Origin of the sequence: Microcoleus sp. D2_18a_B4 (genome assembly GCF_036702475.1) — a bacterium.
Lineage (GTDB): Bacteria > Cyanobacteriota > Cyanobacteriia > Cyanobacteriales > Microcoleaceae > Microcoleus.
Map to the genome: position 1 here is coordinate 113,809 of NZ_JAUBTL010000009.1, position 12,730 is coordinate 126,538.

Genomic DNA, 12,730 nt, shown 5'->3' on the forward strand with positions numbered 1-12,730 from the left:
TTTCTTTGTATTTTTAAAACATAGTTTTTTCAGTCCTCATAGCGAGGACTTTTGCTTTGAGGCAGGGGTTAAAAACCCCTGCGGGATATCTTGCGGATGTTGAGAAGAGCGCGGAATGAGAGCCATCTAACGAATAATGAAACATCGCTCACTATCCGTCAGCCGTTAACACTATTTCCTAGATTTGTTGTAAAAGCGCACAAACAGTTTTTCCATTTCAATCCAGACAAACATCAGAGCGCTGAAACCGAAGCAAACTAGCAACTCAAACCCCGTTAAATAATGAGTGCCGAAAAAGGCTCTCAGTGGCGGAACGTAAATCAGCATTAATTGCAGCATAGTAGTCACAATTACAGCCCCCCACACAAAAACATTAGTGAAGGGATTTAACTCGATAGTTAGCTGAGTGTTAGACCGAATTGCGATCGCGTGACCCATTTGCGCCAAACAAAGAGTTGTAAACACCATTGTTTTCCAAGCTTCGGGATCTCCAACATGGTTAGGGTTGGTGGTATATCCGTAAGCCCAGGACATCATCGCGATCGTCAAAATTGCAAAAATAATCCCGATCCGAATCATGTAAGAACCCAAACCCCGCGCAAAAATACTTTCTCGCGGACTGAAAGGAGGCCTTTTCATCACGTTCGGTTCCCCCGGTTCCACGGCCAAGGCCAAAGCGGGAACGCCGTCTGTTACTAAGTTCATCCACAAAATTTGGAGTGGCGTTAGCGGCACTCCTCCCAAACCCATTAAAGGTGCGGCCGCAATTGTCAAAACTTCGCCGATGTTGCTGCCCAAAATGTATTTAATAAAGCGGCGAATATTGCTATAAACCACTCGCCCTTCTTCAGCGGCGGCGACAATAGTTGCGAAGTTGTCGTCGAGGAGCACCATATCGCTAGCTTCTTTGCTGACATCGGTGCCGGTAATCCCCATTGCGATGCCGATATCGGCTTGTTTCAAGGCTGGGGCGTCGTTAACGCCGTCGCCGGTCATGGCGACAAATTTGCCCCAACTTTGCAAAGCTTGGACAATCCGCAATTTGTGTTCGGGGGAGACGCGGGCGTAAACGCTAACCTGTTCGACTTGCTGTTTGAGTTCTTCTTGGCTGAGCTTTTCTAATTCTTGACCGGTGAGAACTCGATCGCCCTCTGTTGCAATACCTAAATCGTAGGCGATGGCTTTGGCTGTCAACTGGTGGTCTCCTGTAATCATCACCACCCGAATGCCAGCATCGCGGCACTTCACCACTGCTTCCCGCACTTCCGGGCGCGGGGCATCCAGCATACTGACGAGTCCCAGCCAAATCATGTCTTGTTCGCTGGTTTCCTCAGAACCTTCGGGCGGCAAGTTTTCCCAGAGTTTGTACGCAAACCCGAGGACTCGCAAACCACCGCTTGCCATGTTGTTGTTTTCGACGAGGATGCGATCGCGCATTTCCTGGGTTAAAGGTTGTACTCGATCGCCGACTATAATGCCTTTGCAGCGCTCCAAAGTCAACTCTGGAGAACCTTTGGTCAGCATCAAATAATTCGGCTGCTGTCCTTCAACTGCTGGAAATCCCGAATGTCCCGATCGGCCTGGCACTTCGCAAATCACGCTCATCCGCTTGCGTTCGGAAGAAAAAGGAAATTCCGCCGTCCGTGGCAGCAATTGAGACTGTTTTTCCTTATAAATGCCTGCTTTTCCGGCTACACACAGCAGAGCTCCTTCTGTGGGGTCGCCTAAAATCTGCCATTGTTGCTGTTCTTGTTGCAATACTGCGTCGTTGCAAACTGCACAGGCAATTAATAAAGATTCGAGTTCTGGATATTCCTCTAAATTATTAATTTTGGCCGATGTCAGGCGATCGGTAAAATCTCCGATCGGGGCATAGCCGTCGCCTGCTACGGCGACTGTGCAGTCGCCCGTCGAGACTAGCTGAACTACCATTTTATTTTGAGTCAGAGTACCTGTTTTGTCAGAACAAATGGTAGTAACTGATCCCAAAGTTTCTACTGCAGGCAGTTTGCGAATCAGGGCGTTTCGCTTCACCATCCGCCTAGTTCCGAGTGCCAGAGTGACTGTCACGACTGCTGCGAGTCCTTCGGGAACCACAGCCACAGCCATGCTTAGAGAAACTTCTAACAACTCTTCAAACCTGCTGGTATCGAACCCGATGCCGCCGTTTTGGAAGGTAATCATGCCGCCGATGACGACTATTGCGACTAAGGCTAGGGCTCCGGAGACTAGAACATTTCCCAACTGGCTCATCCGCTGTTGCAGGGGAGTCGGTTCGGTTTCTACTGACTGAAGCATGGTGGCAATTTTGCCCAGTTCAGTTTTCATTCCGGTGTTGGTGACGATCGCCTTTGCTCGTCCCTGAACAACTTCTGTGCCCTGAAAAATCAGGTTGAGTCGATCGCCCAAGGAAGCATCTTCTGGAAGTTCTAGCTCTGCTTGCTTGGTTACTGCTAGGGCTTCTCCTGTCAAAGCAGATTCTCTGACTTGCAGATTTGATGTTTCGATCAAGCGTGCGTCTGCTGCTATTTTTACCCCTGCCTCTAACAGCATCACGTCTCCGGGTACGAGTTCCTTGGCTGCTATTTCCGAAGTTTTGCCGTCCCGCAGGACTCTGACTAGGGGGGAAGCGAGGTTTTTGAGGGCTGCGAGGGCTTTTTCAGCACTTTGCTCTTGGAAAAAGCCGAGAATGCCGTTGAGTATGACGATCGAAAAAATGGCGATCGCATCTTTGGGAAAAGTATTCGACCTGATGTCCAAGAAAGCCGAAATCACGGCCACACCCATCAGCATCAACAACATGATGTTGGTGAACTGATCGACAAAAATCGACCACGGACTGCGGCCTCCTGTTTCTTCGAGTTCGTTGGGGCCGTATTGCTGCAAGCGTTCTGACACCTGTTGGCTGCTCAAGCCAGCGTCTTTGTTGCTGCTGAGCTGCTGGAGAGTTTGGTCAATTGCTACGGTGTGCCAAGAAGAGGGAGAATTTGAAGACATAAATTACGATCGAGCGTGGGGCATAAAGGTGGTTGTGGCCGGACAGCTACAGCCGATCCATCTGGCTGATTACAGTAAGAGAGTTTTAAGTTTTGAGTTCTGAATAAAAAACTGTTTAACTTGGGACTGGTTTGGGGCGGTTCGATGCCGGGGAAGCAAAAAGCTTTTAACTTCAATGCGTCTGGTGGCTCGATCGCGCCCTTTGTACGCCTACGGCTGTTTTCGTATAGTAAACGAATTCTTGTAAACTCTTAGAAGATAGCGGTAGACATTGGTAGTATGTAATAGGATAGGCTACCGTTTAAAACCAGCGCCGAAGCATCGGACTAAGCGAAAAAGTTTCGTAGTAAGCGTAACGGCTCAGCCCCCAAAAACGTAACGCATTGAATAGCGCTTTCAATATTTTGTTGAAAGCTTTGAGAGATACCTCCCTATTAGGGATCGCTAAAAGCGATGCCCGATCTGCCATACACAGTATATCGAGGCGCAATCCTGGATTTACCGGGTTAAATGTATCTGATAGCACCTATCCACCTTACTACTAAAAATTAGCAATTTCTTCGGCTTTTACCCAATGCCCAACGGCTGAGTTTAGTCTTCAAATGGTGATATTTCCGGCAAAAGCTGAGGCTCTGGCGAGGGGCTTCACAATCTTGGGGATTTTTCCCACACCGAATTTTGCAGGCCTCCTGACATTGGGCAGAATTTTTGCTTTTTTCCCTATTCCCCCAGCCTTCTATTACCAAAACTTTAATTTACTTAACACTTCTTAACAATCCCGCTTTTCCACAGAAAGCTAACAAAGGCGATCGGCCCACGGGACGGTTCGGGGGGGTTCCACCCCCACGGCAGGGCGATCGAAGCAAACTCTTCGTTTATGCGTACCTTCGCGCATCTACCCTCGGAAGGAGATTTGCCCGCACTTGCACCCCAAATATTTACCTTCTTAGAGAGATAAGTTTCTGTAATAATTTGTAATAAACAAACGCAGGCGAGCATTGTATAAAGATTATCAGAGGGTTGAAACGACAGGCCAAAGTTAACAAAAACCCTGATTGACAAGGTTTGTCGCATCTCATAAAAGGTGTAAAATTTTCTAAGGTTTCTTAAACCTCCGTTGCAATGTAACAATAGTGCAGGTAGCGGAAAGGGAGAGATCGATGGGACCAGCAGATTAGCTGGCATCAAATTTCAACCCTTGCAGGCACTCGTAGCCTGAACAAATTTAACTTAACGGTTTTATACCGCAACCAAACTCAATTAACTCAAATAGGAGAGTTCTTTCATGTTTGACGCATTTACAAAAGTGGTTTCCCAATCAGACGCTCGCGGCGAATTTCTAGCTCCGGGTCAACTAGATGCTCTCAGCAGCATGGTTTCCGACGCTAACAAGCGGATTGATGCAGTAAACCGCATCACCGGCAACGCATCCAGCATCGTAGCCAATGCAGCTCGCACCCTGTTCGCCGAACAGCCTCAACTGATCGCTCCTGGTGGCAATGCGTACACCAACCGCCGCATGGCAGCTTGCTTGCGCGATATGGAAATCATTTTGCGCTACGTCACCTATGCAACATTTGCAGGCGACGCCAGCGTTTTGGACGACCGCTGCTTGAACGGTCTGCGTGAAACATACCAAGCTCTGGGAGTTCCCGGTGGCTCAGTTGCAGCCGGCGTGCAAAAAATGAAAGAAGCAGCGATCGCGATCGCTAACGACCCCAACGGTGTTACCCGTGGTGATTGCAGCTCGCTGATGTCTGAAATCGGCAGCTACTTCGACCGCGCAGCCAATGCAGTCGGCTAAAAATAGCCAAGCGAACCTTTCTTGTAAAGAAGCGAGCATCGCATTTTTGCAAACAATCATTTTTGTACAAAAACAACACAACATTAGGGAGAAACCAGAACAATGAAAACCCCTTTGACTGAAGCAGTAACCGCAGCCGATTCTCAAGGCCGTTTCCTGAGCAGCACTGAACTGCAAGTCGCCTTCGGACGTTTCCGCCAAGCAGCAGCCGGTTTGGAAGCAGCCAAGGCTTTGACCGCCAACTCTCAGCGCTTGATCGACGGTGCAGCTCAAGCTGTGTACAACAAATTCCCGTACACACAACAAATGCAAGGCCCTAACTACGCTTCTACCCCAACCGGTAAAGCCAAGTGCTCTCGCGACATCGGCTACTACCTCCGCATGGTAACCTACTGCTTAGTTGCAGGCGGCACCGGTCCGATGGACGAGTACCTGATTGCAGGTGTTGACGAAATCAACCGGACATTTGAATTGTCTCCTAGCTGGTACGTTGAAGCTCTCAAGTACATCAAAGGCAACCACGGTCTGAGTGGCGACGCTGCAACTGAAGCGAATTCCTACATCGACTACGCAATCAACGCTCTGAGCTAGATTTGCGTGATGCCCGGAATTGTAAGCTGCTGTTAGCTTAAGTGTTAGCGGTTGTTTAGAATTCCGGGCATCTGCGATCGAAGCCTAGTTTTGCAAATACTTTTTTAAGCAGTTTTCAATTTTTAAAGCAAAAAAGGAAGAAGCGAAAATGGCGGGATTAGGTGCAGCAGAACGGTTGGGAATAAAAGCATTTGAAGAAGCGGGACGGGTAGAACTGCGCCCCCACTGGACGCAAGAGGATGCGAAAGCAGTAATTCGCGCTGCTTACAGCCAAGTTTTCGGCAACGAGTATTTAATGTCGAGCGAACGACTTACCAGTGCTGAATCTCTGCTGCTGCAAGGGCAGATTTCAGTGAAAGATTTTGTGCGGTCAATTGCACATTCCGAAACTTATCGGAAAAAGTTTTTTTATCCGAACTCGCAAACGCGGTTAATTGAGCTTAATTACAAGCATTTGTTGGGCCGCGCTCCTTACGACGAGTCGGAAATTGCTTTCCACGTTGATTTGTACAATGCAGAAGGCTACGAAGCTGAAATCAATTCTTACATTGACTCAGTTGAGTATGAAGAAAATTTTGGCGAAAGTATAGTGCCTTACTATCGCGGTTTCGCGACTCAAAGAGGTCAAAAAACCGTCGGTTTTAACCGGATGTTTCAACTGTACCGGGGTTTTGCTTCTAGCGATCGATCGCAAAACCAAACCCAAGCCCGCCTGACTTGGGAAGTAGCGAGAAATATGGCTTCGCCGATATACACGGCCTCCACCGGAAAAGCCCTTGGCGGCACCTCCGGCGGTTCTCGCGGCCAACTCTACCGAGTCACCGCAATGCAAGGTTCGGCTAATTTTTCGCCCCAAGTGCGGCGGACTACTACCGAATATCTCGTGCCTTACGAGCAACTTTCGAGCCGCTTGCAGCAAATCAACAAATGTGGCGGCAAAGTGGTAAGTATTACCACAGCTTAAAGTTTGTGTATTGACGTTTTTTTGAAACGTCTTTAGCAAATTAGGACTAAGGCTAAAAAATTCTTCAATTTTATGTGGATATGTAAGGTGTGCAGTGTACACCCTACTTTGAGGCATATTATCTTTAGTCCTAAAAATTTCAAGTGCAACCAAGCATAAAACTTTTGTCATTAATAATTTAGGAGAAAATCTGGTGGCGATTACAACAGCAGCGTCCAGACTAGGAACATCCGCATTGAGCGATGCGCCGAAGGTAGAACTGCGCCCAAACTACACCAAAGACGACGTTGAAACTGTGATTCGTGCGGTTTACCGTCAGGTGCTGGGCAACGACTATTTAATGAAATCCGAGCGACTTATAAGTTCCGAGTCTTTGCTGCGGGACGGCAGTTTGACTGTACGAGAATTTGTACGCGCTGTAGCTAAGTCAGAACTGTACAAAACCAAGTTTTTCTACAACAGCTTCCAAACTCGGACGATCGAACTAAACTACAAACACTTGCTCGGTCGCGCTCCCTACGACGAATCTGAAGTAGTTGAGCACTTAGATTTGTACCAAACACAAGGCTACGACGCTGATATTGATTCTTACATCGATTCAGTAGAGTATCAAGAAAACTTTGGCGAAAGTATCGTCCCTTACTACCGCGGCTTTAACACCCAGCGTGGTCAAAAAACCGTCGGTTTTACCCGGATGTTCCGGTTGTATCGCGGCTATGCAAACAGCGATACATCTCAACTAGAAGGCAATAACTCTCGCTTAGCTGTCGAACTCGGCACTAACACCGCTACGGCTGTAGTTGGGCCTTCTGGCGGTAACGAAGGTTGGGCATATCGGCCTTCTGCCAGAAACGTAACTCCCAGCAGCACTTTCGGCGGCGCTGCAGCTTACGGCAAAGAAGGACGGCTGGTGCGCGTGGAAGTTTCGGGCATTCGCACGGGCGGCTATCCCAGCGTGCGCCGCAGCAGCAAGGCTTTCATCGTACCTGTTGAGGAGTTGTCCTCGCAAATGCAGAAATTTCAACGCATGGGCGCGAAAATCGCCAGCATTACTCCAATTTAGTCATACCAATTTAATGTGAAGTTGCACATATCTCGATCCCCCTAAATCCCCCTTAAGAAGGGGGACTTTGAGAAGAATCTTGTCCCCCCCTCCGGCGGGGGGTTAGGGGGGATCAGATTCTATGCAGCCTCATAAAAAATTGGTATCAGTTGGCAGTTGGTAGTTGGCAGTTACTAGCTTTTAGTCAACAGTCAACAGTCAACAGTCAACAGTCAACAGTCAGAATTACCAATTACCAAGAAGCTTATGTTGGGTCAAATTGTAGGTGGAAAAAGTGGCAATACAGCTTCGGCTGGTCGCTGCTTTCGGTATGAAGTTGTCGGCTTGCGCCAAAGCGATGAAACAGATAATGTGGATTATTCGATTCGATCGAGCGCGAGTACATTTATCAACGTGCCTTACAATCGGATGAATCAAGAAATGCAGCGGATTACTCGCATGGGCGGGAAAATTGTCAGCATTCATCCTTTAAACGCGGGTGCAGAATCATCGCATGAATCATCCCATGAATCATCGCACGATCACCAATAGTTTGGTTGCAGGGGCGATGAAAATCGCTCCTAGATAAGCTAGAAGGGGCGATGAAAATCGCTCCTAGACAAACAAAGTCCACTCCAAGCGGACTAAGAGTTAATGTAACCCGCCCAGGCGGGTTTTGTCTGTTTAGTAGCGATTTTAATCGGCCAGTTTCCCTAACCCTTGCAGGTTTTTTCTGTGTAGCAGCGATTTCAATAGCCGAATAACTAATAACTAATAACTAACAACTAATCACTATGGATTATTACGAATCCGACTCAGCGCCGGCGGGTGTAGCTGAGGGCGAGTCTTTAACTGTTGAACAGGCGATCGCAAATTTGCACTCCCAAGATTACAGTCTCCGGTATTATGCTGCTTGGTGGGTGGGCAGATTTCGAGTCAAGGAACCGGCAGCTATTGCAGCTTTAATTGCCGCATTGGAAGAAGAGTCAGAACAAACAAAAATCGGCGACTATTCCCTATTACGAAATGCGGCGCGGGCTCTGGGTAAATTGGGCGACAAACAAGCCTTACCGGCCCTGATTCGTTGTTTGGAATGCGCTGATTATTACGTGCGAGAAGCGGCCGCTCAAGCTCTAGAAATGCTGGGCTATCGCGATTCTATTGAGCCGCTAATGAAGCTATTGGATGGGGGCGTAGCTGTGGCTGTGCGAGTGCCAGGAAAATCGCACCTCGTGCAACCTTACGACTCGGTAATTGAAGCTTTGGGAACCCTGCAAGCGACAGAAGCAATACCGCTAATTTCACCTTTTTTAGAACATTCTGTGGAGCGGGTGCAGTACGCTGCGGCGCGGGCGATGTATCAGCTAACTGGTGAGCGGGTTTACGGAGAGCGGTTGGTAAGTGCTTTGAATGGGGATAATTTGCAGTTGAGGCGATCGGCTTTGATGGACTTGGGGGCGATCGGCTATTTGCCGGGAGCGCAAGCTATTTCTGAGACTTTAGCAGAAAATAGCCTGAAATTGATTGCGCTCAAAGGAGTTTTGGAGCATCACCTCAATCAACAAGAATCTCTATCTTTGTCAGATGAAGCTATCCGCGTTATGGATTTAATGGATAGTTTACTGTGAACAAACCAGGCGTTCAACGGAGTACCGTTAGTACGCAGGCTTCGTATTTCCTTTTTTGCTCATGCTTTTTATAGTGAGGTAGTTCCACCCCCACTGACTAATACAGTACCAGAGTATTTCCAGATTATCAATGGGTATAAAGAAATAATTGTCGGCTTCCGTCCGCGACATCCGACGCTTCTTTCCATCACGCGGGCGTAATTCCCAACGGGGTACTTCGCGCAGCGCTCAGATGTGTCCCCTCTAAATATACCGAGGGACTTCCTGGCTGGTAGTTAAAAAATTAGTTCACCAATGAAATAGGATTGCTGTAGCGATTCTCAATTGTCTGCCGTACATTCAGGAGACAGCACATTTCAGGACAGAGCGCCGTGCTGTTTCCCTACCGCATATCTGTATTTCATGGAGTTGAGAACTATTTTATCGGTTTGATCCGCGTGAATCTATGACCGATTATTTGATGGAATGAGGGAGGGGGCTTTAGGTACTAATTATTATAAATTTCAGTGAAAATACTGAGGTTTGTAGCTGTAGTTGGTGAAACCGAACTGTTAAAATAATATTACCATCTGGATGAGTTTTCAGTTAAAAAAGTTTGGGTTTTAACTGCGGGCGATCGCGGAATGCTGGGAGATGGTTGTGTAGCGGCTAGAAGTATAAATCGGGGGATTCACCATGAGCAACAACGCTTTTGAAGTCCAGGTGCAACATTTTGCAGTGCTGAAGTCCAAGTATCAAGCAACAAAATATGAAGATTCATCTCCCTCTAGTCTTCTGTATCTCATTCTGCGAAAAGCTGATTTAGAATTTGAGATTAGTAAATTTGAGCGGAAGTGGTTACGAGAGCATGAGCTTTTGGAAACAATAGAAGCTATCGAGCAACAGCCACAACGTAAAGCTGAAGAACGAAGAAAACTAGATGCTAACTTTTCTCAACTCAAGTCTAAGTTTAAAGTAACCAGAGGGCTAAGCATATCCAGTCCTTTGTATCCTATCCTTTGGAAACTTGATTCAGAAAATCAGCTAACTGATTTAGAAGTTAAATATCTCCAAGAACAGGGGCTGACTCAAACAGTTGCTATCGCTGAAGATATGGCGCGATTTGCTGCACTAAAGGCTAAGTACCAAGCAACTGAATATCCAGATTGTTCACTTGATAGCCCCTTGTATCAAATTCTCAAGCAACTCGATGCACGAGAAATATTAAGTGATGTAGAGGCTAACTGGCTGTTCAATAACCAACTGGTTGATACTCTAGAAATTTTTTGGCAACAAAAAGCTGTACGAGAAGCTGAATTTGCCCAACTCAAGGATAAGTACAAAGCTAGTGAATACCCAGAAACATCTGTCTGTAGTCCGCTCTATCAAATCCTGAAAAACCTGGATGCAGATATGCAGTTGAGCGAGTCAGAACTTAACTGGCTAGAAGAGTATCAACTTAGCGAAACGCTTAACATTGTTTTGGAGATTGAACAAACACGGCACTTTGCTGAACTGAAGGTTAAGTATAAAGCTACTACTTATGAGGATTCATCCCTCTCTAGCCATCTGTATAAAGTTCTCAAAAAAATTGATTTAGAAAATCCGCTAGGTGAGCCGGATATTAACTTTCTGAAAAAGCGTAAACTGACTGAGACAATGACTGTTGCTATTAAAAAATATGTTGCTAGTCTGAAGTCTAAGATTCAATCGGGAGAGCAGTTAAGTGAGGCTGATATTGATTGGTTACAAAAGTTACGAAAGAATGAACGTGAGGATGTCATTACTTTTGCTATTGACAAATATGCTGCTAGTCTGAAGTCTAAGATTCAATCGGGAGAGCAGTTGAGTGAGGCTGATATTGATTGGCTGAAACAGAATGGACGTGAAGACGTAATTACTTTTGCCCAAGAAAAGGAATTTGCTGCTCTCAAGGTCAAGTATCGGATTATAGATCGTGATTTCCCTTTCGATCCGTTTTACGCAATCATGGTCAAATTGGAGAAAGAAGAGCGTCTAGATCCTGTGTTAGTTGTTCAGTTAATACAACAGGGACTTTTAGCTAGTCATGGAAAGATTGCTATGGCTTACCACAGGCTGGAAGCGCTTTTCTACGATCGGGAATATGAGCGCACTGGAGATAAATGGAACTTGCCCAACGCCAGCAGTCATTGGCGCAAGGCAGATGAACCGGAAAGTGCATTGAAGGTGACAGAAAATCTGGACTTCGACCAAATCAAAGAAAATAAGCTCAAGTCAGCTTTGCTAACAACGAGGGGCGGTGCTTTTCGAGATGTTGATAAATTAGATGATGCACAAAAGTGCGCGCTCAAAGCTATTGAGTATCAGCCTCAGAGTCATCATCCTTACACTTTGATGGGAGCTATTTGTTTTGAGCGGAGTCAATTTTCCGAGGGTGAGCGTTGGTTTAACGAGGCAATTAAACGCGGTGCTAAATCAGAAGATATAGATTCCGAACTCAAGCAGGTTGTCAAAAATACTAAGGATGAGAATAAGCGTCGGGAAGTTGTGGAATATCTGCTGAAAAAAAATCCGCAGCGGTATGCTTGGGCTAAGTCTTATAGGAAGCGCCAAGGCGGTGAGGATGCACAGCGCAAGAATTCCTAGCGGGGGTATCGAGTCGAGTTTTTTGCCGATTCGACTCTTTAACCAAGACAGTCCTACTTCGAGCAGGGTAAGCTTTTCAAGTTAATCGCCGCGCCTCACCCACGCTGCAAAAAGTTCGATCGCGCGATCGACCCAACCTACAATTACAATAGTCACGGTAAAGCTTACAAATAAATGGCATTAGAACTAATTCAGGCTGTCGAACAAGCAGATTCTTCCGAAGGCTTGTTAAACGCAGTCAAAGCACTGGCGGCAGCTTCCTCAAAACAAGCAATTCCTACCTTAATTACAGTCCTCGGTTACAACAACCCAGGCGCCGCTGTTGCCGCCGTTGACGGGCTGATTCAACTCGGAGAAGCTGCGGTGCTGCCGCTTCTAGAACAGCTTGACGGCTACAATTACGGGGCGAGAGCTTGGGCTGTTCGGGCTTTGGCGGGAATTGGCGACCCCAGGGGTTTGGAGATTTTGCTTGATGCAGCGGCGAATGACTTTGCTTTGAGCGTGCGGCGGGCGGCGGTTAGGGGTTTGGGGACGATTTGCTGGGAATTGATGCCGGCAGAACAAATTGCAGATGCTCAACTTCGCGCTGTGAAAACGCTACTGCAAGCGTCCCGAGATCCAGAATGGGTGGTTCGCTACGCAGCAGCGGGGGGTTTGCAAGCTTTGGCGGGTGCTGCGACTGTTAAACCGGATTGGTTAGCGGAAGTTTCGGCCAGACTTGAGGAAATCACCCAAAGCGATGAAACTACTTCAGTTAAGGCTCGGGCTTTGCTTGCTAAGAAAATATTGTCACTTGGCTAGGGTTTGGGCGATCATCTCTTCCAAGTCCCCTTGACTGAGAGTGGTTAATATAAAGACTTCTTGTACGGTTTTGCCTTGTCTGGCGATGATTTTAAATCCCCCGCGGATGGGTACTGACACTCTTAATGTCATGCGGGGGATGTGTCCTTTAACTTTGTTGATGACCCCAGGAGTGACTGTTTGAATGCCCATTTTTAGGGTGAGGCGCTCTAAAATTGGTATCAAACCGGGAAGGTGGGTAGAGTGGTTCCAAACAAGGCGGCCTTTGGGTTGTGCGTTCATAAATATTTAACCAA

Annotated in this window: 11 protein-coding genes; 8 read left to right on the forward strand and 3 right to left on the reverse strand. The window is 47.1% G+C overall.

The annotated features are described in order from the left end of the window. Nucleotides 1-171: 171 nt before the first annotated feature. A complete protein-coding gene (locus QUB04_RS08150; RefSeq protein ID WP_333283210.1) occupies nucleotides 172-2,997 on the reverse strand; it encodes a cation-transporting P-type ATPase in 2,826 nt (941 codons plus the stop codon). A gap of 759 nt (nucleotides 2,998-3,756) precedes the next feature. Next, a complete protein-coding gene (locus QUB04_RS08155) occupies nucleotides 3,757-3,996 on the reverse strand; it encodes a hypothetical protein (RefSeq protein WP_333283212.1) in 240 nt (79 codons plus the stop codon). A 286-nt stretch (nucleotides 3,997-4,282) separates the two neighbouring features. On the opposite strand from QUB04_RS08155, the gene QUB04_RS08160 reads away from it, so the two are divergent. The 8 genes from QUB04_RS08160 to QUB04_RS08195 all read left to right on the forward strand — a co-directional run bounded on the left by QUB04_RS08160 (nucleotide 4,283) and on the right by QUB04_RS08195 (nucleotide 12,434). Next, a complete protein-coding gene (locus QUB04_RS08160) occupies nucleotides 4,283-4,801 on the forward strand; it encodes a phycocyanin subunit beta (RefSeq protein ID WP_333283214.1) in 519 nt (172 codons plus the stop codon). Between the two features lie 102 nt (nucleotides 4,802-4,903). Further along, nucleotides 4,904-5,392, forward strand: coding sequence for a phycocyanin subunit alpha (gene cpcA, locus QUB04_RS08165; protein WP_006631256.1), 489 nt, complete (start codon nucleotides 4,904-4,906; stop codon nucleotides 5,390-5,392). Nucleotides 5,393-5,540: 148 nt separating this feature from the next. After that, nucleotides 5,541-6,356 (forward strand): phycobilisome linker polypeptide, encoded by an 816-nt coding sequence (locus tag QUB04_RS08170; RefSeq protein ID WP_333283216.1) that lies wholly within the window; start codon nucleotides 5,541-5,543, stop codon nucleotides 6,354-6,356. Between the two features lie 193 nt (nucleotides 6,357-6,549). Beyond that, nucleotides 6,550-7,419: a phycobilisome linker polypeptide gene (locus QUB04_RS08175; protein WP_333146100.1), complete on the forward strand. Its 870-nt coding sequence runs from the start codon at nucleotides 6,550-6,552 to the stop codon at nucleotides 7,417-7,419. A 246-nt stretch (nucleotides 7,420-7,665) separates the two neighbouring features. After that, nucleotides 7,666-7,950: a phycobilisome linker polypeptide gene (locus QUB04_RS08180; protein WP_333146098.1), complete on the forward strand. Its 285-nt coding sequence runs from the start codon at nucleotides 7,666-7,668 to the stop codon at nucleotides 7,948-7,950. Nucleotides 7,951-8,192: 242 nt separating this feature from the next. Next, nucleotides 8,193-9,026 carry a HEAT repeat domain-containing protein gene (locus tag QUB04_RS08185; protein ID WP_333283217.1) on the forward strand — a complete coding sequence of 278 codons (834 nt, stop codon included), beginning with the start codon at nucleotides 8,193-8,195 and terminating at the stop codon, nucleotides 9,024-9,026. Between the two features lie 675 nt (nucleotides 9,027-9,701). Continuing rightward, nucleotides 9,702-11,633, forward strand: coding sequence for a hypothetical protein (locus QUB04_RS08190; protein ID WP_333283219.1), 1,932 nt, complete (start codon nucleotides 9,702-9,704; stop codon nucleotides 11,631-11,633). A gap of 174 nt (nucleotides 11,634-11,807) precedes the next feature. Further along, nucleotides 11,808-12,434, forward strand: coding sequence for a HEAT repeat domain-containing protein (locus tag QUB04_RS08195; protein ID WP_333144465.1), 627 nt, complete (start codon nucleotides 11,808-11,810; stop codon nucleotides 12,432-12,434). Here QUB04_RS08195 and QUB04_RS08200 read toward each other — a convergent pair. Beyond that, on the reverse strand, nucleotides 12,423-12,716 hold the full coding sequence (locus tag QUB04_RS08200) for a DUF2103 domain-containing protein (protein ID WP_333283222.1): 294 nt from the start codon (nucleotides 12,714-12,716) through the stop codon (nucleotides 12,423-12,425). The two genes, QUB04_RS08195 and QUB04_RS08200, sit on opposite strands and share 12 nt — an antisense overlap. Nucleotides 12,717-12,730: the final 14 nt, after the last annotated feature.

What these genes read in the sequence shown, in the direction of transcription:
- QUB04_RS08150 (WP_333283210.1), bottom strand. Translation starts at nt 2,997, where the DNA reads ATGTCTTCAAATTCTCCCTCTTCTTGGCACACCGTAGCAATTGACCAA.
- QUB04_RS08155 (WP_333283212.1), bottom strand. Translation starts at nt 3,996, where the DNA reads ATGCTCGCCTGCGTTTGTTTATTACAAATTATTACAGAAACTTATCTC.
- QUB04_RS08160 (WP_333283214.1), top strand. Translation starts at nt 4,283, where the DNA reads ATGTTTGACGCATTTACAAAAGTGGTTTCCCAATCAGACGCTCGCGGC.
- cpcA (WP_006631256.1), top strand. Translation starts at nt 4,904, where the DNA reads ATGAAAACCCCTTTGACTGAAGCAGTAACCGCAGCCGATTCTCAAGGC.
- QUB04_RS08170 (WP_333283216.1), top strand. Translation starts at nt 5,541, where the DNA reads ATGGCGGGATTAGGTGCAGCAGAACGGTTGGGAATAAAAGCATTTGAA.
- QUB04_RS08180 (WP_333146098.1), top strand. Translation starts at nt 7,666, where the DNA reads ATGTTGGGTCAAATTGTAGGTGGAAAAAGTGGCAATACAGCTTCGGCT.
- QUB04_RS08185 (WP_333283217.1), top strand. Translation starts at nt 8,193, where the DNA reads ATGGATTATTACGAATCCGACTCAGCGCCGGCGGGTGTAGCTGAGGGC.
- QUB04_RS08190 (WP_333283219.1), top strand. Translation starts at nt 9,702, where the DNA reads ATGAGCAACAACGCTTTTGAAGTCCAGGTGCAACATTTTGCAGTGCTG.
- QUB04_RS08195 (WP_333144465.1), top strand. Translation starts at nt 11,808, where the DNA reads ATGGCATTAGAACTAATTCAGGCTGTCGAACAAGCAGATTCTTCCGAA.
- QUB04_RS08200 (WP_333283222.1), bottom strand. Translation starts at nt 12,716, where the DNA reads ATGAACGCACAACCCAAAGGCCGCCTTGTTTGGAACCACTCTACCCAC.